Source organism: Marinobacter fuscus (assembly GCF_003007675.1).
GTDB lineage: Bacteria > Pseudomonadota > Gammaproteobacteria > Pseudomonadales > Oleiphilaceae > Marinobacter > Marinobacter fuscus.
On the sequence record NZ_PXNP01000111.1, the window covers coordinates 1 to 21,624 of the forward strand.

The 21,624-nt window shown below is 57.1% G+C and carries 24 protein-coding genes; 10 read left to right on the forward strand and 14 right to left on the reverse strand.

What is annotated here, in order from left to right:
• From C7H09_RS19310 to C7H09_RS19325, 4 genes are all read right to left on the reverse strand, one after another.
• Positions 1-517 (reverse strand): transposase (locus tag C7H09_RS19310; protein ID WP_133166256.1); only part of this gene is annotated, 517 nt, incomplete at its 3' end.
• A gap of 306 nt (positions 518-823) precedes the next feature.
• On the reverse strand, positions 824-1,138 hold the full coding sequence (locus C7H09_RS19315; RefSeq protein WP_106765689.1) for a type II toxin-antitoxin system RelE/ParE family toxin: 315 nt from the start codon (positions 1,136-1,138) through the stop codon (positions 824-826).
• A 2-nt stretch (positions 1,139-1,140) separates the two neighbouring features.
• Positions 1,141-1,377 carry an addiction module protein gene (locus C7H09_RS19320; RefSeq protein WP_106765690.1) on the reverse strand — a complete coding sequence of 79 codons (237 nt, stop codon included), beginning with the start codon at positions 1,375-1,377 and terminating at the stop codon, positions 1,141-1,143.
• 112 nt (positions 1,378-1,489) lie between these two features.
• Positions 1,490-1,744 (reverse strand): CcdB family protein, encoded by a 255-nt coding sequence (locus tag C7H09_RS19325; RefSeq protein ID WP_106765691.1) that lies wholly within the window; start codon positions 1,742-1,744, stop codon positions 1,490-1,492.
• A 233-nt stretch (positions 1,745-1,977) separates the two neighbouring features.
• Between C7H09_RS19325 and C7H09_RS19335 the strand changes: the two genes are divergently transcribed.
• A complete protein-coding gene (locus tag C7H09_RS19335; protein WP_206074366.1) occupies positions 1,978-2,154 on the forward strand; it encodes a VOC family protein in 177 nt (58 codons plus the stop codon).
• 16 nt (positions 2,155-2,170) lie between these two features.
• Positions 2,171-2,518 (forward strand): hypothetical protein, encoded by a 348-nt coding sequence (locus C7H09_RS19340; protein ID WP_240616670.1) that lies wholly within the window; start codon positions 2,171-2,173, stop codon positions 2,516-2,518.
• Positions 2,519-2,621: 103 nt separating this feature from the next.
• On the opposite strand, the gene C7H09_RS19345 is transcribed toward C7H09_RS19340, so the two are convergent.
• Positions 2,622-2,777, reverse strand: coding sequence for a CCGSCS motif protein (locus C7H09_RS19345; protein ID WP_106765694.1), 156 nt, complete (start codon positions 2,775-2,777; stop codon positions 2,622-2,624).
• Between the two features lie 216 nt (positions 2,778-2,993).
• Between C7H09_RS19345 and C7H09_RS19350 the strand changes: the two genes are divergently transcribed.
• The 4 genes from C7H09_RS19350 to C7H09_RS19365 all read left to right on the forward strand — a co-directional run bounded on the left by C7H09_RS19350 (position 2,994) and on the right by C7H09_RS19365 (position 5,197).
• On the forward strand, positions 2,994-3,449 hold the full coding sequence (locus C7H09_RS19350; RefSeq protein WP_106765695.1) for a hypothetical protein: 456 nt from the start codon (positions 2,994-2,996) through the stop codon (positions 3,447-3,449).
• Positions 3,450-3,598: 149 nt separating this feature from the next.
• Entirely contained in the window at positions 3,599-4,294 is a 696-nt protein-coding gene (locus C7H09_RS19355) for an MgtC/SapB family protein (RefSeq protein ID WP_106765696.1), read from the forward strand.
• A gap of 75 nt (positions 4,295-4,369) precedes the next feature.
• Positions 4,370-4,702, forward strand: coding sequence for an SMR family transporter (locus C7H09_RS19360; RefSeq protein ID WP_106765697.1), 333 nt, complete (start codon positions 4,370-4,372; stop codon positions 4,700-4,702).
• Between the two features lie 6 nt (positions 4,703-4,708).
• Entirely contained in the window at positions 4,709-5,197 is a 489-nt protein-coding gene (locus tag C7H09_RS19365) for a GNAT family N-acetyltransferase (protein ID WP_106765698.1), read from the forward strand.
• A 49-nt stretch (positions 5,198-5,246) separates the two neighbouring features.
• On the opposite strand, the gene C7H09_RS19370 is transcribed toward C7H09_RS19365, so the two are convergent.
• The 7 genes from C7H09_RS19370 to C7H09_RS19400 form a co-directional block, all read right to left on the reverse strand.
• A complete protein-coding gene (locus tag C7H09_RS19370) occupies positions 5,247-7,310 on the reverse strand; it encodes a dehydrogenase (protein ID WP_106765699.1) in 2,064 nt (687 codons plus the stop codon).
• 113 nt (positions 7,311-7,423) lie between these two features.
• Positions 7,424-8,404, reverse strand: a complete 981-nt coding sequence (locus tag C7H09_RS19375) for a tRNA dihydrouridine synthase (RefSeq protein ID WP_106765700.1) — start codon at positions 8,402-8,404, stop codon at positions 7,424-7,426.
• A gap of 128 nt (positions 8,405-8,532) precedes the next feature.
• A complete protein-coding gene (gene katG / locus C7H09_RS19380) occupies positions 8,533-10,704 on the reverse strand; it encodes a catalase/peroxidase HPI (RefSeq protein WP_106765701.1) in 2,172 nt (723 codons plus the stop codon).
• Positions 10,705-10,921: 217 nt separating this feature from the next.
• The gene (locus C7H09_RS19385) at positions 10,922-11,140 is read right to left on the reverse strand and encodes a DUF2835 domain-containing protein (RefSeq protein WP_106765702.1); all 219 of its coding nucleotides are present in this window, start codon (positions 11,138-11,140) and stop codon (positions 10,922-10,924) included.
• Between the two features lie 13 nt (positions 11,141-11,153).
• Complete coding sequence (gene htpG / locus C7H09_RS19390; RefSeq protein ID WP_106765703.1) at positions 11,154-13,046, reverse strand: molecular chaperone HtpG; 1,893 nt, start codon at positions 13,044-13,046, stop codon at positions 11,154-11,156.
• Positions 13,047-13,147: 101 nt separating this feature from the next.
• Entirely contained in the window at positions 13,148-13,582 is a 435-nt protein-coding gene (locus C7H09_RS19395; protein ID WP_106765704.1) for a PaaI family thioesterase, read from the reverse strand.
• On the reverse strand, positions 13,579-14,049 hold the full coding sequence (locus tag C7H09_RS19400) for a PaaI family thioesterase (protein ID WP_106765705.1): 471 nt from the start codon (positions 14,047-14,049) through the stop codon (positions 13,579-13,581). Before C7H09_RS19400 ends, C7H09_RS19395 begins: the two co-directional genes overlap by 4 nt.
• Before the next feature lie 247 nt (positions 14,050-14,296).
• Here C7H09_RS19400 and C7H09_RS19405 point away from each other — a divergent pair, with 247 nt between their 5' ends.
• From C7H09_RS19405 to C7H09_RS19420, 4 genes are all read left to right on the forward strand, one after another.
• Positions 14,297-15,544, forward strand: a complete 1,248-nt coding sequence (locus C7H09_RS19405) for a M48 family metalloprotease (protein WP_106765749.1) — start codon at positions 14,297-14,299, stop codon at positions 15,542-15,544.
• A 154-nt stretch (positions 15,545-15,698) separates the two neighbouring features.
• Positions 15,699-16,244 carry a hypothetical protein gene (locus tag C7H09_RS19410; protein WP_106765706.1) on the forward strand — a complete coding sequence of 182 codons (546 nt, stop codon included), beginning with the start codon at positions 15,699-15,701 and terminating at the stop codon, positions 16,242-16,244.
• Entirely contained in the window at positions 16,244-17,431 is a 1,188-nt protein-coding gene (locus tag C7H09_RS19415; protein WP_106765707.1) for an iron-containing alcohol dehydrogenase, read from the forward strand. The genes C7H09_RS19410 and C7H09_RS19415 overlap by 1 nt, the downstream gene beginning before the upstream one ends.
• A gap of 177 nt (positions 17,432-17,608) precedes the next feature.
• Positions 17,609-18,403: a substrate-binding periplasmic protein gene (locus C7H09_RS19420; RefSeq protein ID WP_240616671.1), complete on the forward strand. Its 795-nt coding sequence runs from the start codon at positions 17,609-17,611 to the stop codon at positions 18,401-18,403.
• A gap of 11 nt (positions 18,404-18,414) precedes the next feature.
• On the opposite strand, the gene C7H09_RS19425 is transcribed toward C7H09_RS19420, so the two are convergent.
• Together C7H09_RS19425 and C7H09_RS19430 are read right to left on the reverse strand one after the other, a co-directional pair.
• The gene (locus C7H09_RS19425) at positions 18,415-20,901 is read right to left on the reverse strand and encodes an ABC transporter permease (RefSeq protein ID WP_106765708.1); all 2,487 of its coding nucleotides are present in this window, start codon (positions 20,899-20,901) and stop codon (positions 18,415-18,417) included.
• Complete coding sequence (locus C7H09_RS19430; RefSeq protein WP_106765709.1) at positions 20,901-21,587, reverse strand: ABC transporter ATP-binding protein; 687 nt, start codon at positions 21,585-21,587, stop codon at positions 20,901-20,903. Before C7H09_RS19430 ends, C7H09_RS19425 begins: the two co-directional genes overlap by 1 nt.
• Positions 21,588-21,624 lie beyond the last annotated feature (37 nt).

Genomic DNA, 21,624 nt, shown 5'->3' on the forward strand with positions numbered 1-21,624 from the left:
GGCGATGGCAACGACCCGCCAGGCGGGCGTCGCTGGGATAGGCAATCGCCTTGGGCATGACAGTAGTGTCGATGACGGCAACCTTGAGGCTTTCCGGGGCGATGACGCCAGTATCCTGGCCCAGGGCGATGCTCATTTTCAGAAGCTCACAAGCGCCGTTTTCGCCGATGCGATGCCGGAACCGCATCATGGTCGTTTCGTCCATGGGCAGTCGGTGCTGAAAGATCACCTCGCCGCAGAAGTGTTGCCAGTAGGGGTTCTCTACCCAGCGATCCAGCACATCACGATCTGACAGCGCGTACATGTGCTTGAGCAACTGTAAGCCCACGTGTAACCGGATGGGCAACCCCGGACGCCCGGCTTGCACCGCGTACAACTGGCCGAAGTGCTGTTCGCAGGCAGACCAGTCGATACGCTTTCCCATCTGCACCAACTCGTGCCGGGTGTTGAGGATGTCTTCGAGGTAGGTTTCCAGCAGATCCCGCTGTGGTGCCTGGCGCTTATCCCGTGGAATCATGGCGTTTTCTTCCGGTTTTTGGGCGAAACGGAGAGATTTATGGTGGAGATTATACCCTGAATTCAGGCCAACTTATTGCCTTGATTCAGGTTTTTCCTTTTGCAGGGCCGACTACTTCCGGCCGGCGCTCCGGAGACCAACCCTCGCGGATCGGCCCTTGCCATTTGCTAGTGGTTAGCGTTCAATCGGGTAAAACCGGCTGAACGGTGATCTTCCCACAGGGGACTTTCACCCCATTAGTTCATGCCCATGCTGGGCGTACGCAAGTGCGTCCAGGTGACGCCTTCGGCGCACCTGACGCAAGCGTTAGGGCTTACTGCGTTTCCGCCAATAGCCAGGTTTTCGGGAGTGGTGAGCAATCGCAATGACTATAGCCTCTTCTGGCAGTTCAATGGCGACTATATCGTATGGGAAGCGCTCCAGAATCAGGCGCCTTGCACCGGTATCGCTGGCTTCTTCGGGGAGAGGTGATAAAGGAAGGAGGTTTTCTTCAATAACGTCGATGGCTGCATCAACAGCAGCAAAAAACTCTGACCCGAGTCCGCGCTGTTCATGTTCATACCATGCTGCTGCCTCTATCGCTTCCTGAGAGGCCTCTTCCAGTATCCTTACCGTTCGCACTATTACTGGCCTAACCTCGCTCTCATCTTTGATCGAAATTCTTCACGGCTGAGCAGCGTGGCTTTTCCGCTTTTGACCTTGGACACGCGGCGAATAATTTCATCGTTCCAGGCCTGCTCGACCGAGTCGTCACGGGGGCCGTCCAGGCTCATGATTAGCTCCCGAGCCAGCGCTGCACGTTCCGACTCGGAGAGAGTCGAAATCTGGGAGCGTAGGTGGTCTAATGTTTCGGTAGTCATGGTGCTTCCGCTAATGGCGATACGGTGATGCTATCTGTAACCAACGTCCCTAACAAGTGGCTGTTGTCGGACGCACCTGCGCTGGCGCTCCGGTGCGCCTCAAATGCAGGCGTTAAATACCCGTGATAGCGAGATCCAGAGCTCCAACTATCTGATCTCTGAAATGCGAGAGGGAACCAATCGGGTTCTTGAGCTGTTTTTCAGGCACTGAAGATACTTGCGGTGTTAACAACAGCAATTCCTGGCTGGCAAAAGTGATTACCGGTGTGAGGCCTTGCATGGCTTGGCCGTCAAAAGCCGCGCGCTTGCCCAGTGGGATAATGATACGAGTTGCCAGATCTGTCAGCAGAGGGCTTTGAATATCCATCAAGACGTTCCGGCGCTCACCGCAATGCTCAGTGATCCAGAAGTCATGAAGTTCTCCGCCCCCTCTGGCAAGATAGTTGGCACTGCTGCTCCCGAGCCTGTCTCCGTCTATTCTCGGAGGTATCTGGCGCGGTATAGTCAAGTTTTGGCTGTGGTAGGGGTGCTAACCAAGCCCATGAAAATTGCGCTCAACAATAACCGTGTTCCCCGGAACTCAGAGGAAAGCAGCAAATCATGAAACCAAAGATCAGCATTATCACGCTTGGTGTGGAAGATTTGGAGAGGGCCACCCGTTTTTATGGCGAGGGGCTGGGTATGCCAAAGTACGATTTTGAGGATGGCAATATCTCTTTTTTCAGTCTGGAGGGAACCTGGACTGGGAAGTTGCCTACAGCCCTTATCAGGATCTGACGTAACGACGAATCCAGTGGCAGTTGCAGCCATCTCACTCAACGCAAGAGAACGTTTAATGTCCCCAGGTTTGGTTTTTGCAGGCACTCTGGGCCAGATTACGTTGGCCTATCTGTTGTTTATGGTGGCGGTATTCGGGTTCAGTGCCGTTAGCAATACCCACCGCCCTACTCCGCTCGATAGCAGGATTCTGGATTCGGCATTCTATATCCTGCCGGGGAGTTGCCTGTTAAGTGCAGTTGCGGTGATCGGGCTGTACTGGGCGGGCGCCAGCTCGCGCGCCTACCTGTGGTACACAGCACCCGTAATACTGTTTTTGATTTACTGTATTTATGCGCAGGTTTTTATCCCACGCAAAGATTAATACCGCAAGGCCCGTGCTCGGCGTGCGCCGGTATATGCGCGTTACCCTGGCAGTTCCGGCACGGGCCATTCTAAGGCAGGTTTAATCTACCGGTTCAGTTCGCTCAGGAGCAAGAACCGCAGCAGGTTCCGCCGCCATGGCTCTTGGGTTTGTCTTGCTGTTTGGTGTCGTTGGTGTTTGCGGGCTCTGCCTGCTGTACGGCACCGGCTTTGTTTTCGGTTTCGTCTTTCTTGAACAGTTTCTGGAACAGCTTTTTCATGGATGATCCTCAGTATTGATCCGTAAGATATATTTCATGTGAATCTTAATTTGGCATACTGAGGCGGTCAAGCATTTGTGCTGCGATTTTACTCACCCGTTGATCTGGGCCATATTCCAACCGGTTGTGTGCGAACGAAGCGCCTGAACGGCCCTCGCCATTGCACCGCAATCCGCTTAAGCTACCGGCTTTGTCTCTTGGTTATGCGGGAACGTCATGGGTAAATCCATCGCCCTGTTCGGGCTTCTGATCATACTTCTGGGGTTGGTGGTGTTCCAGTATTCCATCACCTCCGTGCCGGATCTTGAGTCGCCACTTACCGTGAGTGACGCCCGTTATCTGGAGGCCGACCATTCGGTTCTGATGTCCGTCTCGGGTGCTGATGGCAACCGGTTCACCGTGGGTATGCGGGGCGATCTGGTTGAAAAGCCGGAGGAAGCCGCCCTGTTTTACATCAGCCACCCGGAGGTTATTCCCTACGTGCACTGGCCTGCGGTGCGCAGCAACGATGAGCGGCGGGTGTTGCGGTTGCTGACGAACTGGGTGGGTAATCACAGTGAACCAGTCAGCGAGGCGGTGTTTGCCCCCGAGAGCCTGGGCACTCTGGCGCCGGAGGTCAGAGCCTGGCTGGTGGGGCATCAAATCTATTTGGCGTTGAAGCAAAGAAACTGACGGTTAGTCCGGCGCCACCAGGGTGTAGCCAAAACCACGCACGGTGCGGGCGTTTGTTGCCTATACTCAGAGCATTGGCGCGCAGAAGGTAAGCTGCCGCCAGCGTTAGTGCTTACAGCTTTAAGCCCCTGAAAGGACACGCCGTAACGATGGATGTAACAACCGACGATCTGGAAATGCTGTTTCGCCTGGTGGCCGCCCTGGCCGCAGGCGCATTGATAGGTTATGAACGCACTTACCATGGGCGGCCCGCCGGGTTTCGTACCCACGCCTTGGTGTGTGCCGCCTCCAGCCTGTTGATGCTGGTCACCGTGTACGAGGCGCACTGGGTGCCGGATACCAACGGCACCATAAGGCTGGACCCGACCCGCATGGCCCAGGGCATCATGACTGGCATCGGCTTTCTGGGGGCGGGCGTGATCATGAAAGAAGGCATTGCGGTGCGCGGCCTTACCACCGCGGCCTCTATCTGGATTACCGCCGCCATTGGCATTCTGGCGGGCATCGGTTTCTATTTCCCGCTGGTGGTGTCGGTGATTCTTACGCTGGCCACCCTGTCGCTGTTCCGTTGGATAGAAGGGAAAATGCCCGCGCAATCCTATTTCGTCTTCCAGGTGCGCTTTGCCCGGGCCTCGGCGATGACCGAAGCTGACCTGATGAAACTCATTGAAAATCACGGCTTCAGTGTTGCCAATCTAAGCTATCGGCTGGAGGGCGAAGGCCGGGTGGTGCGCCACAACATGGTGCTGCATACTACCGACAAAACCAGCGCCTCGCGCCTGGCCGACCAACTGGTGGCGGCAGAAGCAGTGATGGAATTCCGGATTACCCCCACAGGCGATTAATCGGTAACATGCGCCCCATCTGAAACTGGCCCGGCGCTGTCGGGCCCTCCACTGGTTTACGTATCACGGTATGTTATGAAAAGCTGGTTGCTGCTTGGTTTGGCCATCGTCGCAGAGGTTATTGCCACTTCCGCACTCAAGTACAGCGAAGGGTTTACCCGTTTATTACCCAGCGTGGTGGTGGTTGTGGGTTACAGCGTTGCTTTTTACTTTCTGGCGCTGACCATCAAGGTCATTCCCGTGGGCATTGCCTATGCGGTATGGGCCGGGTTGGGGATTGTATTAATTTCACTCATCGGTTGGCTGCTGCTCGGCCAAAAGCTGGATTTTCCTGCCGTTGTCGGTATGCTGCTGATTGTAACCGGTGTCATGGTTATCAACCTGCTCTCCAACACAGGTGCACACTGAACCGATATGAGTACGCTAACATCGATCACTATTCGCAAGTACCGGATTCAGGATCTGAGCCCGGTGGTTCGCCTGTTTACCGACTCCGTGCATGAGCTGACGGCGGGCGCCTACGATGAAACCCAGCGCTACGCCTGGGCTTCACGAACGCCTCATCTGGATACCTGGCAGCAACGGCTGCAATCTCTGGAAACTCTGGTAGCCGAAGAAGGCGATAACCTGGCAGGCTTCATTTCTTACGACAAGGACGGCACCATCGACCTGGTATTTACCGCCCCCAACTATGCCCGCCGCGGCATTGCCTCTACGTTGTATTATGAAGCCGAGCAGCAGCTGCGTGCCATGGGTTTGAAAGAGCTGAAAACCGAAGCCAGCGTGGTTGCCCGGCCCTTCTTTGAGCGCCACGGCTATAGCGTGGTGGACGAGCAAAAAGTGACCGTGCGCGGTGCCCAGTTCCTGCGTTACCTGATGCACAAAAATCTCGAAGACGAATAGCCTTTCAGAGCGTTCACTGTATCGCTATAAGAACTTGCCCGGGTGTGACTCAGGCGGGTTCTTTTTGTTTTGAGGTTCCGGCCGCCAGGGTTCTCACCCGCTCGAAGTCCTCTTCGGTGAACACCCCGTTCACCCCAGACACCGCCGCCAGCTGCATGCCATGCTTCAGGCCCAGCTTGTAAATTTCACGCACCTTCTCCCACTCGATATTGCGGCCCAGAGTAAAGTTCACAAAACGGGCTTCCAGCGCCAGTACGATGGTTTCCGCCAGGCAGGCATAAGCAATGCCTTTGGGCAGGCCGATGTCTTTCATTTTCGGCTCACCCGGCAGCTGGATTTCGCCGGATTCGATCACCAGTACATCGGGCCGTTTGGCCACATCTTCCGGCGGAATGTCCAGCGGGCGGGCCACATCGGTAATCACGCAGCCCGGTTTTACCTGCATAATGTCCAGAATGCGCTTGCCGGCACCGGAGGTGGCGGTCACAACCATGTCCATATCCGGCAGATCACGGTCTGTGGTGGCCGCCACAAACACCTTGGCGCCCGGGGTTTCCAGCTCGATACTTTCTTTCAGCGCCAACAGCTTGGCGGCCTCCGGCGCCACCATATAGATTTCATCTGCCGCCTTGGCCAGTAACCGGGCACACACCGAACCAATGGCCCCGGTGGCACCCACAATCATGGCCTTCCCTGCCATCTTGCCGTTGTCCCCCATGCGCACTTGGCTCACTTTTTGAACCGCATCGTGGGCGGCCCAGAGCGCACCGGAGGCGCTGTAACTGTTGCCGGTGGTAATCGGCAGCGGCGCCCGCTTGGCGACAGTAATGCCCGCATCCCCCACCACTTTGGTGAACGCCCCCAAGCCCATAATCTGGGCCCCCAGTTTCTTCGCCAGATTGGCGGCGGCCAGCAAGCGGCTGTAGGTAAACTCCGGGTCATGGGCCATGATTTCCTTGGGTGTACCACCCACGGTAATCAGCCAGCCCTCCACTTCGTCACCGGTCGGTGACTTGATGCCAGAGACTTTCGAATAGATAAACGGCGGCGTGTAGGCCACGGCCTTTTCCACCATATTCATCACGGTGGGCGGTGACACACTGGCGATCCAGTCCAGTGGCGGGGTTTTGGTAAGGTATTGCTGAGACAGCGGGTGAATCACAAAGGCAAAGCGGTTTACCCGGCGATAGCCGTTCGGGTAAATAATCCTCGGTTCAATACCCAGGCGCTGAATGACTTCCAGAAAGTCGTCCATGCCCAGCTGCTCCGGCGTTCGATCCAGAGCGGCGCTGATCATGGCTTCCATGATGTTTACGCCCAGTGGCCGATCCTCCAGCCAGGGGCTGTAATCCACCACCATGGCCACCTTGCGGGACTTGAACCAGTCCAGGGCCCAATCACTCACCCGGGAGGTAATAATCGTTTTACCATCCAGCTCTTTGTCGGTGAAGGTTTCCAGATCGCCAATCGAGCCGACGATCACATGGGCATCTTTGACCGATTCATGGAGCGATCCGCGAACCAGCTTTTCACCCATGCGGTAGAGCGGCGTTTTGTGCAGGCGCTCGATCAGCTTTACTGCCGCAGGCCGGAAGGTAATCGGGGCAGTAATGGCGGTATAGGATTCCAGTTGACGGAGCGAGGTAAGCAGCCGGGGCACGCCAAAATCTACATAGGGATCGGCAAACATCAGGTTGTCGGTATGTTCAGACAACGCCTTGGCAATGCGGTACCCGGCCTGTCCGTTCAGGAACAGCACCCGGGCATTGTCAAAAAAGTGGCCAAGTTCGGCCTGGGTATGGCGCACCGCCCATTCCTGCAAAATGCCCCGTAGGTGGGCGCCTGTGGTTACCGGTTTGTCGGGTATACAGGCCTCAAGGCGAGCGGTTTCCGGGTGAGCCAGTTGCTCCCGGCCCACCTGGTAATGGTCGTGCACCATACTCAGGCCTATGGCATCGGCTTCATCCCGAACGGACACCAGTACGGCTTCTGCACGTTTCAGGTTGCCGTCGGTACCCAGGCGAACAATCCGGAAGTCTTGGCCGAGGAAGGAGGTTTCCAACTGGTAGTCGTGCTCGGACTCTCCCAGGCTAACGCTGAACACCGTTTTCATGCTGACATCCCTTTGTTTTTTATTCTGCAACGTGAATAAAAACAGTGTATCGGATGCCCGCCAGACTTGCTTTAGCTCACGTCAAATATCCGTGATATTGATGGAGACAACACTCAGGCGGCCCGGGTGTCATCGCTGGTTGGCACCGGCACTGTTTGTTCAAGACAAGCCAGCATGGGCGCCACTTCCCGCAGCTTTCTGGCCTGGGGCCAAAGAGCCTCGGCTTCAGTAAAGCCCTGGCGCAAGTAATTCAGCCATTGCTTGATGCGGCCGGTCACGTATTTGTCTTCAAGGCGGGTTTGCAGGGCAGCGGCGTATTCCCGAACCAGGCTCACCGCCTCCGGCCAGGCCATGGGCGTATAGTCTTCGCCCTGTTGAGAGGCTTTGATTTGAGCGGCCAGATCCGGCCGGGCAATCAGGCCACGACCAATCATCACATCGTCACAGCCAGACACTTTGCGGCAACGCCAGTAATCCTCAACGGTCCAGATCTCGCCATTGGCGATCACGTGGCAGTCTACCGCTTCCCGCACTTTGGCAATTTCTTCCCAATAGGCGGGCGGCTTGTAGCCATCCACCTTGCTGCGGGCATGAATCACAATCTCCGAGGCGCCTGCGGCCTCCAGCGCCTGGCCACAGGCCACGCCCATGGAGCGGTCGTCGTAGCCCAATCGCATTTTGGCTGTAACCGGTATCGCTGCAGGCACGGCCTTGCGAACTGCTGCGGTAATCTGGTGCAGCAGTTCCGGCTCCCGCATCAGCACACAGCCGCCTTTATGCTTGTTCACGGTTTTGGCTGGGCAGCCGAAATTGATGTCCACCTGCCTTGCCCCCAGTTCGGCGGCCTTGGCGCCATGGCGGCCCATCATTTCCGGGTCTGAACCCAGCAACTGTACCGCCACCGGCGTGCCCACTTCCGTCAGCGCCTGGTTGTGCAGTTCCGGGGCGTATTTATAGAACACCCTGGGCGGCAGCATACCGTGGGTTACGCGAATGAATTCGGTTACGCACCGGTCGATGCCACCCACTTTGGTGAGGGTTTCGCGAATGGGCGCGTCTACCAGCCCTTCCATCGGGGCAAGAATTATTCGCATGAACACTCCAGCGGTGGGGTATGAAATTCAAAGTTGCTCAATAATCAGGCGGGGCGGATTGTAAGGAATCTTGCGGGAAGTTGGTAGCCGGGCATCCCGAAACGGAATGCCCGGTAAAGGTTGAAGGATCAGGCTTCTACATCGAAGCGGTCAGCGTTCATTACCTTGGCCCAGGCGGCCACGAAGTCCTTCACGAATTTCTCCTGGTTATCATCCTGGGCGTACACCTCGGCGTAGGAGCGCAGCACCGAGTTGGAGCCGAACACCAGGTCAACCCGGCTGGCGGTCCACTTCACGTTACCGCTGGCACGATCCACAATGTCGTAGACATTGTTGCCTTTCGGCACCCAGCGGTTGGCCATGTCGGTCAGGTTGACAAAGAAATCGTTGGTCAGCCGGCCTTCATGGTCGGTGAACACACCGTGCCTGGTGCCACCATGGTTGGTACCGAGCACCCGCATGCCGCCCAGAAGTACGGTCATCTCCGGCGCGGTCAGGCCCATCAGCTGGGCCCGGTCGAGCAGCATTTCTTCCGGTTTGACCACGTAGTCCTTCTTCTGCCAGTTGCGGAAGCCATCCGCCAGGGGCTCCAGGGGGGCGAAGGAGTCGGCGTCGGTCATGCTGTCGGTGGCATCGCCCCGGCCTTTGGTGAAGGGCACATGTACTTCGTACCCGGCAGCTTTTGCGGCCTTCTCAACGCCGAGATTGCCACCCAGTACAATCAGATCGGCGACGCTGGCGCCGGTTTCTGCCGACAGGGCTTCGTACACTTTCAACACCTTGGCCAGGCGCTCGGGTTCGTTGCCTTCCCAGTCTTTCTGGGGCGCCAGGCGAATGCGCGCGCCGTTGGCGCCACCGCGCATATCCGAGCCCCGGAAGGTGCGGGCGCTGTCCCAGGCGGTACAGACCAGTTCGTTAATGCTCAGGCCCGCCTCATCAATCTTCGCTTTAACGGCTTCTTCAATGTAATTGGTTTCGCCCTGGGGAACCGGGTCCTGCCAAATCAGATCCTCGGCGGGTACATCCGGCCCGATGTAACGGGATTTCGGCCCCATGTCCCGGTGGGTGAGCTTGAACCAGGCCCGGGCGAAGCAATCTTTGAAGTATTCCGGGTCGGCCATGAACTTTTCGCAGATTGGCCGGAACTCCGGGTGCAGCTTCATGGCCATGTCGGCGTCGGTCATGATGGGCGTGCAGCGTTTGGACGGGTCGGTCACGTCCACCGGCTTGTGCTCGTCCTTGATGTCCACCGGCTCCCACTGCCAGGCCCCGGCCGGACTCTTCTTGAGCTCCCATTCATAACCGAACAGCATCTCAAAGTACCCCATATCAAATTCCGTGGGGTTGGTGGTCCAGGCGCCTTCAATGCCGGAAGTCACTGCGTTTGTGGCTTTGCCGTCCAGGTTGGGATTGATCCAGCCCAGGCCCTGCTCGTGCACATCGGCACCCTCCGGTTCCGGGCCGAGGGCTCCGGCGTCGCCATTGCCGTGGGTTTTACCAACGGTGTGGCCTCCGGCAGTCAGGGCGGCGGTTTCTTCGGCGTTCATCGCCATGCGGGCAAAGGTTTCGAGTACCTGATCACCGGTCTTGATGGGGTCTGGCTGGCCGTTCACCCCTTCCGGGTTCACGTAGATCAGGCCCATCTGGACGGCCGCCAGCGGGTTTTCCATGGTGTCCGGCTTTTCGACGTTGCTGTAACGCTCATCCGACGGCGCCAGCCATTCCTTTTCCGCCCCCCAGTAGATGTCCTTCTCCGGATGCCAGACGTCAGCCCGGCCATAGGAGAAGCCGAAGGTGCGGAAGCCCATGGTCTCATACGCCATGTTACCCGCCAGAATAATCAGGTCGGCCCAGCTCACCTTGTTGCCGTATTTCTTCTTCAACGGCCACAACAAACGGCGTGCCTTGTCTAGGTTGCCGTTATCCGGCCAGGAATTCAGCGGGGCAAAACGCTGGCTGCCACTGCCTCCACCGCCACGGCCATCGGCAATACGGTAGGTACCCGCAGAATGCCAGGCAAGGCGGATCATCAGGCCGCCGTAATGGCCCCAGTCTGCCGGCCACCATGCCTGGCTGTCGGTCATCAGGGCTTTCATGTCGTTTTCCAGGGCACGGTAATCCAGCGACCGGACCGCATCCCGGTAGCTGTAATCGTCCCCCATGGGGTTGGTCTTTCGGTCATGCTGGTGAAGGATGTCGAGGTTCAGTGCCTCGGGCCACCAGTTGGTGTTGTCCTGCCCGTGGGCAGTGCTTCCGCCGTGCATCACCGGGCATTTACCACCGGAATTCTTATCACTCATCGTACGATCCTCGTTTTTGTGTCTTCGGCAGAAGGCAACAATCCCACCGGTTACACTAACTATAGATCACTCATTGCAGCGCAATGTGAAGGTTTTCTACTGCACGCATAGTGATCGGCTATGAGCATTCCGCATCGGGAATATCTTCAGCCTACGCCGACATCAAAAGAGGATGAAATTAATTAAGGAAAAGTTTTTGAAAGTTTTTTGCTATCGATTAAATGCGCTCGATAGAGGAGAACTTTCCGGCATCGTCAAACAGAATCCGGAAGCTGCCCCGGATACCGTCCTTTAGAAAAAAGCGGGAGAGAATACGGGCCGGGAAGCGGACAGAGCGTCCGTCCCGGGCCGTGGTGTGGACATCGGTGGCCACGCCCTGATAGAGCTTGATCCACTCATCAGGACTGATGTTGATGTCCACAACAATCTGCTGCACTGGCGTTACCGGCTCAGTTGGCCAGTTCCAGCAGCAGACGGTTCAGGCGGCTTACGTAGGCGCCCGGGTCTTTGAGCTGTTCGCCACTGGCCAGGGTGGCCTGGTCAAACAGTACCGCAGACAGTTCCTTGAAGCGCTCTTCGCCCTGCTCGGTTTCCAGGCGCTGCACCAGTGGATGCTCCACGTTGATTTCGAAGATCGGCTTGCTTTCCGGCACCTTCTGCCCGGCCGCTTCCATGATCTTCTTCATCTGGGCACCCATGTCGAACTGGCCCACCACCAGGCACGCCGGAGAGTCGGTCAGGCGATTGGTTACCCGCACTTCCTGCACCTGGTCGTCCAGCACCTTCTTGATGCGCTCCAGCAGGTCGGCATGCTCTTTGGCCGCTTCTTCCTGGTGCTTCTTGTCTTCTTCGGTCTCTACCTCACCCAGGTCGAGATCACCGCGGGCCACGTCCTGGAACTGCTTGCTGTCGTACTCGTTCAGGTAACCCATCATCCACTCGTCGATGCGATCGGACAAAATGAGCACCTCGATGCCTTTCTTGCGGAAAACTTCCAGGTGCGGGCTGCTCTTGGTGGCGGCGAAGTTGTCACCGGTGATGTAGTAGATCTTGTTCTGGCCTTCTTTCATGCGGCCAATATAGTCGTCCAGCGATACGTTCTGGGTTTCCTCGCCGGTGTGGGTAGAGGCAAAACGCAGCAGACCGGCAATTTTCTCCCGGTTGCTGAAGTCCTCCGCCGGGCCTTCTTTCAGCACGGGGCCAAACTCATCCCAGAAGCCCTGGTATTCGTCGCCGTCTTTCTTGGCCAGCTTGGACAACATATCCAGTACCCGCTTGGTCATGGCCGTGCGGATACTTTCAACGGTGCTGTCGTTCTGCAGGATTTCCCGGGATACGTTCAGGGACAGATCGTTGGAATCAATCACACCCTTGGCGAAGCGCAGGTACAGCGGCAGGAACTGCTCTGCGTCGTCCATGATGAATACACGCTGCACATACAGCTTCAGCCCACGGGGCGCTTCCCGGTTGTACATATCAAACGGTGCGCGCTTGGGGATGTACAGCAGGCTGGTGTAATCGAGCTTGCCTTCCACCTTGTTGTGGGACCAGGTAAGCGGGTCTTCGAAATCGTGGGCGATGTGTTTGTAGAACTCCTTGTACTCTTCATCCTTGATTTCAGTACGCGGCAGCGTCCACAGGGCGGTGGCATCGTTGACGGTTTCGTCTTCGCCCTTCTTGTCTTCTTCCTCGGATTCAGACTTCATCACCACCGGGAAGGAAATGTGGTCGGAATACTTCTTCACCAGGCTGCGCAGTTTCCAGCCATCGGCGAATTCTTTGTCTTCGGCTTTCAGGTGCAGCACGATCTCGGTGCCGCGCGCTTCACGGGTAATCGGCTCAATGGAGAATTCGCCATCGCCCTTGGACTCCCAGTGCACACCGTTCTCGGCCGCTTCACCGGCTTTACGGGTAAATACTTCAACTTTGTCGGCCACGATAAACGCGGAGTAGAAGCCGACACCAAACTGGCCAATCAGCTTGCTGTCTTTCTTCTCGTCGCCGGACAGCTGCTTGAGGAACTCTGCGGTGCCGGACTTGGCGATGGTGCCCAGGTTGGCAATCACATCGTCCCGATTCATGCCCAGGCCGTTATCGGCGATGGTGATGGTGCCAGCGTCTTTGTCGTAGTCCAGGCGAATCTTGAGCTCGGAATCCCCTTCGTACAGTTTGTCGTCTTTCAGGGCCGCAAAACGGAGTTTGTCTTCGGCATCTGAGGCGTTCGAGATAAGCTCACGAAGGAAGATCTCTTTGTTCGAGTACAGAGAGTGGATCATCAGGTGAAGCAGCTGCTTCACTTCGGTCTGGAATCCGAGCGTCTCTTTGTTGGCTTCTACCGTCATGGCTGGTTTGGTCTCCTGCTGTGTAACAAATAAAGAAACAATTCGATGAGCAAGAGAGTGGGGGTTGGCCGGAGTATTTCAACCCCGGCGAGCACGCAAAATCAGTCTTCCAGCAGAAAATGCGCCCTGGCGGTTGCGATGGGTTCAGAGCGGGACTTTTGCCAGGCAGTGATCATCACATTGGCCACCCGGTTACCCTGGCGGGTAAGCCGACATTCGGCGTAGGTTTCCCGGTCGAGCCCTGCACGCAGGTAGTCCAGCGAAAAGTCGACAATGCGAGGCATTCTGAGCGTATCCCGGGACATAATCAGATAAATCGCCGCCGACATCTCCATAAAACCACCGATTACGCCACCATGAATCGCAGGCAGAATCGGGTTGCCGAGGTTTGCTTCTTTTCTCGGCAACCGGAAGATCAGATCGTCCCCGAAACGCTCGCACTGCAGGCCGATCCAGGTTGCGTACGGGATGCTCTGCAGCATCCGTGTGAAATCGCCGGTTTCCCGGGTGTGCTTGAAAATTTCCAGATCGGTCATTCGGCACCTCCGGTGATCAGATCCCGATAGGATTTTGGCGAGGCCTCTTTACCGATCCGCATAAACGTACCCACACAGTTGGCAATGGTTTCACCACCTTCCTGGTAGGCCTCACAGCGGGTAAATATAATGTTGCGTGTAATTTTGTAAGTTTCTGCGCGGGCATACACCGGTTTTCGGGGCTCCGCAGGGCGCATGTAGTCCACGCGCAAATCCAGTGTCGGGCACAGCTCGAAATCCTCCAGGGCACAGATCATTACCGAGCCGGAGGCCGTATCCATCAAGGTAGTAATGGCACCACCGTGAATAACGCCCGTGTCCGGATTGCCGATAATCGCGTCACTGTAAGGCAACTCGACCACAAGATGGCCTTTGCTTGCTTCGATGGCATTAAGGCCCAACTGCCTTGCCTGGTTCAGGGTACTGATAAACCGGTTGACCCGGGTAATGCGGGTTTCATCATTCATTCAGGGAGATCCTGGAAATCAACTGTAAGCGAATGATACGCAAACCAGCCTGTGCCGGACAATTCGGGTTCGCCAACACCGTTAAAGAAACCCTTACGGCGATATGCTATAAAATCCGGATTTATCGAAGATTGTTGCACATTCACAGATGCCACACACAGGTACCCGAATGGATCTCACACAGATTTTCATCCAAAAGGAGCAACAGGTGTTTAAAGGAAAGCTGTCACGCGTACTTTCAGTGGCCATGCTGGCCCTGCTACTCACCCTGGTTTCAGGGTGCTCGGTCAATCCCGTTACCGGCGAGAAACAGCTATCGCTGATTTCGGAGAACGAAGAACTGGCCCTTGGCGCAGAACAGTATACGCCCACCCAGCAAACTCAGGGCGGCCGATTCTACATAGATCCGGAACTGACCGTTTACGTGCGGGAGGTAGGCCAGAAGCTGGCCCGGGTGAGCGACAGGCCGGACCTTCCCTATGAATTTGTAGTGCTGAACAGCAGCGTGCCCAATGCCTGGGCTCTGCCGGGTGGCAAGATTGCCATCAACCGGGGGCTACTGGTTCAGCTGGAAGACGAAGCTCAGCTGGCGTCGGTGCTGGGCCACGAGATAGTACATGCAGCAGCGCGCCACAGCGTTCAGCGCATGCAGCAGGGCATGCTTATTAATGCAGGTGTTGCAGGCCTTGGGCTGGCCCTTTCTGATAACAGCTGGGCCAACCTGATCATGGGGGGCGCCGCGGTTGGCGCACAACTGGCGCTTGCCCAGTACAGCCAGGGAGACGAACTGGAGTCCGACGCCTATGGCATTCGATACATGAAAAAGGCCGGTTACGATCCACAGGCAGCCGTGGAACTGCAGGAACTTTTTTTAAAGATGTCTCAAGGGCGCCAGGCGGGCTGGCTTGACGGGCTGTTTGCCACCCACCCGCCATCTGCCAAACGGGTCAATGAAAACCAGTCTCTGGTGCAAAAGGTCGGTGCCGGAGGCTATCGCGGGCAAGAGGTGTACCAGAAGCGCCTTGCCCGGCTGAAGGCGCTGGCACCAGCCTACGAAGCACACGACAAAGCTATGGAGCTGGCCAGCAAAGGCGAGTTCGCGGAAGCCTTGAAAGCAGTGGATTCGGCAATCGAAATGGAGCCCCGGGAAGCGATGTTTTACGCTCTGCGCGGGCGCATCCTCCGCGAGCAGAAGCAACTGGACAAGGCTCAGGCAGATTTCGACAAAGCTGTCTCGCTGTACCCGGAAATGTTCACCTATCAGCTGTACAGTGGTCTGAACCATCTGGCGATGAACAACCTGGACAAAGCCCGCAGCCATCTTGAGCAGGCGAACCAGGTAGTACCCACCTCCATTGCTTATCTCAGGCTGGGTGATATTGCCCGCCAGCAGGGCCAACGAAGCAATGCGGTCGCCTACTACTCCAGGGCAGCAGAGGCGGGGGGCGACATAGGCGCCGAGGCGCAGCGAAAACTGGCTGAAATGACGAAGTAATACTGACATCAAAAAACCGGGCCCGACAAGCGCCCGGTTTTTTTATGCCGGTCACATTTGCTGCAATGACTGCTCAGCCCCGTCAATGATTACATTGACTTTTAGAGCAATAACTCTAAAAATCAGACAAAGTGTCAATTACCGGAAGGCGACCATGATGGGAAAGCGACTTAAACCAATGATGTTCAATGCCCGGCGGGCATATGTAGAGTTGATGTTTCAGGTGATGGGCCGGGCACTTCAGGCCATCAGCGAGGTGGATGAAAGTACCCGCTCAGAAACCATAGAGTTGCCTGATGGCTTTCTGTTCGAGATGCGTGTGATGCCCCATGGCCCTGCACTGATCGTTGAGCACACAGGGACTGGCCGCCTGCTTTACCATGGCGACGAGCCACCCCGCCCTGTCGACCTATCCATCCAGTTCAAACACATTGCCCACGCCTTCCTGGTACTGTCCTTCCAGGAAAAGACCGCAGTCGCTTTTGCCAACGATCGGATGCTGGTAGACGGTGACATCAGTTATGCCGTGCGCATAACGCGGGTTCTTAACCGCCTGGAATCGTTCATTCTCCCCAAACTGGTGGCTCAACGGGCAGTGAAAGAATACCCCGCCAACATTAAATTGCCGGAAAAACTGGTGCGTGCCGCCAGAATTTACCTGAAAGTTGCCACCAATTTCGTCGAGACAGCGAGATCATAATGACCAACAAATACTACGAGTTCTTCTGCCCGGTAAAAGTGATTGCGGGCAAATCCGCTCTGGAACATATGCCTTACGAACTTACCGGGCTGGCCTCCGAACGTCCGATGATTGTCACCGACAAAGGTGTCCGTGCCGCCGGGCTTCTGGATCCCGTAATAGCCGCCTGTAAAGAGGGCGGGCTGGAGATCGCGTCCATCTACGATGAAGTGCCTCCAGATTCCTCCACCACGGTGGTTCGGGAAATCGCCCGTATCTACCGGGCAGAGAAGTGCGACTCCATCATCGCTGTGGGTGGCGGCTCGGCAATTGATACCGGCAAAGCGGTCAACATTCTTGTCTCCGAAGGCGGTGATGATATTGCCGAATACAGCGGCGCCGGGGTGCTCAAGCGCCCCCTCAAGCCATTCTTTGTGGTACCCACCACGGCGGGTACCGGTTCTGAGGTCACTTCGGTGGCGGTCATTACCGATGAAAAGAAGAATGTGAAACTCCCGTTCACCTCCTCATTCCTGCTACCAAATGCCGCCATTATCGACCCCAGGATGACGCTGACCCTGCCGCCACACATTACGGCCGCAACCGCCATGGACGCTCTCACCCATGCAACCGAGGCGTTCACCTGTATGGCGAAGAATCCGCTCAGCGATGCCTACGCCACCGCTGCGCTGAAAAAAATCAGCCACTCCCTGCTCGCAGTAATGGCTAACCCGAAAGACAGTGCAGGCCGCCTGGAACTTGCCCAGGCCTCTACCATGGCCGGTATCGCGTTTTCGAATTCCATGGTTGGCCTGGTGCATTCACTCGGGCACGCTACCGGGGCCATCTGTCACTTGCCGCACGGCATGTGCATGAGCATCTACTTACCCTACGTTCTGGAGTTCAATCTCGAGTCGATTCGAGAACCTCTCGGCGAGCTGTTGCTTTATCTGGAGGGGCCGGAGGTTTACTCGGCTACTCCCGCATCTCACCGGGCAGAGGGCAGTATCGCTGCCATCCGAAAACTCAGGGATCGATTGTTTGAGCTGTGCGAACTGCCCCGAACCCTGAAAGAAACGGGCAAGGTACTGGAGGGCCAGCTCGACAGTATTGCCAAACTGGCTCTGGATGACGGCTCCATCATGTTCAATCCCAGGGAAGTGTCTCTTGAGGACGCAAAAACCGTATTGCAAAGGGCCTGGGGTTAAGTCCGGCTTTAATGGGCAGGCTGATACCGGTGCCTCGGGTTTCCGGTATTAGCCGAAACTAAATACAGGTTTTATTGAAACCGACAACAAAAAGGTAATACCCTAACCCGATACTGGCATGGAACGAGCCGGGCGAACCGATAGATCGAACAACATTGCTGCACCAAGAGTATCGCCATGAGAAAACCCGGTTATTCAAGCCGCACCCCCCTGCTGGCACTGATTGCCGTTCTCGTTTCTGCGCTCTCCATGAGCCTGCCTGCCCGCGAGCTTTCGGTTGAGCCGAGCGGCGACGAACCACAGACGCTCAGGTTCAACATTTCGCCGAATGGCTATCCGCCCTATCTGATTGTCAGCGACCAGGGCCCATCCGGCATTATGTGGGATGTCATGAACCTGATAGCCCCCAGGCTCGGTTTTAATGTGGAACCCGTCAAGATTCCCAGAAAACGGGTGGATCCGATGCTGGCCGATGGCTACATAGATGCCACCCCACGCACGATCGAATGGACAGAAAACCCCGGGGACTATCTGTTCACTGATCCGGTGGTCAGCGTTGAGGAAGTGTTTTTCTTTCCGAAAGCCTCGGAGTTGAGCTACGAGCACCCGACCGATCTTTACGGCAAGATCATCGTCGCCCACCTTGGCTACGTCTATCCGGTGCTGGAGCCGTATTTTTCAGACCGGAGAATTCGCCGTTTTGATGTCTCCCGGGATCGCGATCTGTTCACGTTTGTGCTTCATGGTGACCAGTTCCACGCGGCTCTGGCCGATCGTCTTGCCGGGCAATGGATCCTGAAAAATGAGGGGTTGTCTGACCAGTTCCGTACCTCTTCGGAGTCGATCAGTCAGTTCGGCTTCCGGTTCATGCTGCGCAAGGACCGCTCCAAATTTGCCGATGCCTTCAATAAGGAACTGGTCAAAATTCGCGAGAATGGCGAACTGGACGGCATCCTCTCGAAATACCGTTAAATTCCAATACTTCACTCCAGTCGCCTCAGCAGCAGCATGGGCGAGACCGACAACACCGGCCTCAGCTGCCAGCGACCAAACAGAGCCAGTAGCCCTGCGGACAGCAACGGTATGGGCAGAATAACCTGCCAGTGCCAGCGGAAAGTGCCCTGAAACATTCCCGCCTGCAAAGCGTATACAGCAGCCTCTGCTGCAACAACGCCCAGCGTCCCGGCAAAAAAGCCCAGCAACGCAAACTCCAGCATGGTGCTCCTGGCCAGCAGGGCCTGCTGCCCGCCAAGGGTTCGGAGCAGCGCCCCTTCCCGCTGTCGGTCGCGCAGTGTTGCACTGATTACCGCAGCCATTACCACCAGTGCTGCCGCCAGAATCAACGCCAGTATGGCTTCAATGGCCTGAGTCACCTGCCTGACAATCTGCTGGATGCGCTCAATGATGTGGTCGACCTCCAACACCGACACCGTCGGGAACCTGCGCGTGAAGTCGTTCAGTGCGAGTTTCTGGTCGGCCTCCAGATAGAAACTGGTAATCCAGGTTGCCGGCATATTCTGCAAGCCGCCACCGGGCGGAAATGCCATGTAGAAGTTCGGCTTCATGCTGTCCCATTCTACCGTGCGGATACTGGTGACCGGCTCGCTGACGGTTTCTGAGCCGATGGTGAAGGTTAATATATCCCCCAGTTCAAGCCCGAGCCGTTGCGCGAGTTCTGCCTCGACTGAGACGCCGTCGGTCTGGCCCGGGCGAAACCACTGGCCAGACACAATCCGGTTATCCGCGGGTAACTCATCCATCCAGGTAAGGTTCAATTCCCGGTTAAGGGCATTAATGCGTTCGTCCTTGCTGACAGCCTCTTTGACGGGGCGGCCGTTCAGGCCTGTCAATCGGCCCCGCACCATAGGGTAGACCGTATCCAGCCCGGCACTGCGCTCAGCCCAGAAGGCTTCGACATCCTGAACCGCGTCCGGTGCAATATTGATCAGAAAATGATTCGGTGTGTTTTCCGGCAACTGAGCCTGCCAGTCGTCCAGCAACGACGAGCGCACCAGTACCAGTGTCGACGCAAGCATCAGGGTCATCGCAAAGACGGCCATTTGCGCCATACTGGCACGACGATGCCGATATAACCCCACCAGCGCCAGCCGCCAGGCATTGCCACCACCACGAACCCGTCGTAATACAGCGATCATGCCCCAGCCCAACAGGGCCAGAACAGCCAGCAGCAAGACCAGGCCTCCCAGGAGGGACACCACCAGAACCAACTCGCCTGCGTACAACCAGACCAGCCCGAACACCGCGAATACCGCCAGCAGAATGTCCGGAATCGCTTCTCGGCCCGTCTCGCCGGGCTGGGCGCGCAACACCCTCATAGCGGGTACTTGCCGCAACCGACGCACGGGGGGATAAGCAAATGCAAACAGCGACACCAGCGCGGTCAGAATAGCAGGTACCAGGGCGGCAGGATCCAACTGGTAGTCTACCGGGCGCTCAAGCACCTGGCTTAGCAGGCTGACCAGCAGGCCAAACAGCGGCAGGGCAATGGCAAGGCCCCCCAGGGTTCCAGCCAGCCCCCAAAGGCCTAACCGGCGCAGATACAGCATCCCTATGCCCCGGCCTGACAGCCCCAGTGTTTTCAGCAGCGCCACCGTATCCCGCTGAGCCAACGCATATTGTCTGCTGGCCACGGCAACAGCCACAGCCGCGAGCAACACAGCGAGGCTGCCGCCCAGCAACAGAAAACGCTCTGCCCGCTCCAGCGAACGGGAAAAGGTTTCCCCGTCCCGCACGCCTTCCCATTCGTGGCTGGGCTCCAATTGCGGCGCCAGCCATTGATAGTAGCCTTCAAGTGTGTCGTCTGCCCCGGCGAACAGGTAAATGTACTCTACCCGGCTGCCTTCCTGAATAACGCCTGTTCGGGACACATCATCCACATGCATCATTACTCTGGGGGCAAGGGAGGACAATCGGAAGCCGCCGTCTGGCTCCCGCACCAGCAAACGGCTTATCTCCAGCCGCAGGTTGCCCACCTCAAGCGTGTCGCCAATATTCAACTCCAGCAACCGCAACAGCCGGGGATTCACCCAAACCTCTCCGGGTACCGGGCCGCGGCTGACCAGATCTCTGGTAGCGCTGGGGCCCGCCTGTACCTCGATATCGCCGCGCAGCGGGTATTCATCACTGACCGCTTTTACGGATACCAGCTGAAAACCGGCCTCGCCGAACACCATGGTTGAGAACTCCACCATCCGGCCGGTCTCCAGGCCCAGTTCCCTGGCCTGTTGCATCCAGGCCTCCGGCACCGGCCTGCCATTCTCGGCTTCCAACTGGCGATCAGCCGCCAGAAAAGAGCTGGCCGAGGAAACCAGCGTTCTCTGCAACTGGCTGGCAAACAGGGCAATGGTTGCCACGGTCGCAACCGCAATAACCAGCGCCACCAGAACAACCCGGACATCCCGTTCGCGCCAGTCCCGGGTTACTGACATCAGTTTTTTTGCAGCAGCCATCAGTCTGCAGACTCCTGAGCCAGCAGGGGCTCCGTCAGACTTCCGGCCTCAATGTGCAACTGGCGGGCACACCGGGCCGCGAGGTGCTCGTCGTGTGTCACCATGACCAGCGTTGTACCCTGCTCCCGGTTAAGATCCATCAACAGGTCAGACACCGCCTGGCCTGTCCGGTTATCAAGGTTCCCTGTGGGTTCATCGGCAAAAAGTACCACGGGATCCGAGGCAAATGCCCGGGCTATCGCCACGCGCTGCTGTTCACCCCCGGACAGCTGGCGCGGGGTGTGGGCAAGCCGCTCAGCCAGCCCCACCCTTTGCAACAGCTCGGTGGCCCGCTGTTCCGGCGAATCCATACCGGCAAGCTCCAGTGGTAACATCACGTTCTCCAGGGCGCTCAGTGCCGGAAGCAGCTGGAATGACTGAAAGACAAAACCAACCCGTCGGGCACGCAACATGGCCCGCTCATCCTCGCTTAACTGGCTGATGACCGCCCCCTCCAGCTCCACAGTGCCTTCACTGGGTGTGTCCAGGCCCGCCAGTAGTCCGAGCAGCGTCGTCTTACCGGAACCGGAGCGACCGACGATGGCGACCGATTCTCCTCGTTTGATTTCCAGGCTGACCCCCTGCAAGATCGTCAGCGTATCAGTCTCCAGATTCACCCTGTGGGTGAGGTTGCTCACCCGCAGCATGGGGTCAGTGTCTGTTTTTCCCGGGTTAGTTATCTGG

Coding starts and splice junctions, on each gene's coding strand:
- C7H09_RS19320 (WP_106765690.1), bottom strand. CDS start 1,377: ATGACTACCGAAACATTAGACCACCTACGCTCCCAGATTTCGACTCTC.
- C7H09_RS19325 (WP_106765691.1), bottom strand. CDS start 1,744: ATGGATATTCAAAGCCCTCTGCTGACAGATCTGGCAACTCGTATCATT.
- C7H09_RS19335 (WP_206074366.1), top strand. CDS start 1,978: ATGAAACCAAAGATCAGCATTATCACGCTTGGTGTGGAAGATTTGGAG.
- C7H09_RS19345 (WP_106765694.1), bottom strand. CDS start 2,777: ATGAAAAAGCTGTTCCAGAAACTGTTCAAGAAAGACGAAACCGAAAAC.
- C7H09_RS19350 (WP_106765695.1), top strand. CDS start 2,994: ATGGGTAAATCCATCGCCCTGTTCGGGCTTCTGATCATACTTCTGGGG.
- C7H09_RS19355 (WP_106765696.1), top strand. CDS start 3,599: ATGGATGTAACAACCGACGATCTGGAAATGCTGTTTCGCCTGGTGGCC.
- C7H09_RS19360 (WP_106765697.1), top strand. CDS start 4,370: ATGAAAAGCTGGTTGCTGCTTGGTTTGGCCATCGTCGCAGAGGTTATT.
- C7H09_RS19365 (WP_106765698.1), top strand. CDS start 4,709: ATGAGTACGCTAACATCGATCACTATTCGCAAGTACCGGATTCAGGAT.
- C7H09_RS19370 (WP_106765699.1), bottom strand. CDS start 7,310: ATGAAAACGGTGTTCAGCGTTAGCCTGGGAGAGTCCGAGCACGACTAC.
- C7H09_RS19375 (WP_106765700.1), bottom strand. CDS start 8,404: ATGCGAATAATTCTTGCCCCGATGGAAGGGCTGGTAGACGCGCCCATT.
- katG (WP_106765701.1), bottom strand. CDS start 10,704: ATGAGTGATAAGAATTCCGGTGGTAAATGCCCGGTGATGCACGGCGGA.
- htpG (WP_106765703.1), bottom strand. CDS start 13,046: ATGACGGTAGAAGCCAACAAAGAGACGCTCGGATTCCAGACCGAAGTG.
- C7H09_RS19395 (WP_106765704.1), bottom strand. CDS start 13,582: ATGACCGATCTGGAAATTTTCAAGCACACCCGGGAAACCGGCGATTTC.
- C7H09_RS19400 (WP_106765705.1), bottom strand. CDS start 14,049: ATGAATGATGAAACCCGCATTACCCGGGTCAACCGGTTTATCAGTACC.
- C7H09_RS19405 (WP_106765749.1), top strand. CDS start 14,297: ATGCTGGCCCTGCTACTCACCCTGGTTTCAGGGTGCTCGGTCAATCCC.
- C7H09_RS19410 (WP_106765706.1), top strand. CDS start 15,699: ATGATGGGAAAGCGACTTAAACCAATGATGTTCAATGCCCGGCGGGCA.
- C7H09_RS19415 (WP_106765707.1), top strand. CDS start 16,244: ATGACCAACAAATACTACGAGTTCTTCTGCCCGGTAAAAGTGATTGCG.
- C7H09_RS19420 (WP_240616671.1), top strand. CDS start 17,609: ATGAGAAAACCCGGTTATTCAAGCCGCACCCCCCTGCTGGCACTGATT.
- C7H09_RS19425 (WP_106765708.1), bottom strand. CDS start 20,901: ATGGCTGCTGCAAAAAAACTGATGTCAGTAACCCGGGACTGGCGCGAA.
- C7H09_RS19430 (WP_106765709.1), bottom strand. CDS start 21,587: ATGCTGCGGGTGAGCAACCTCACCCACAGGGTGAATCTGGAGACTGAT.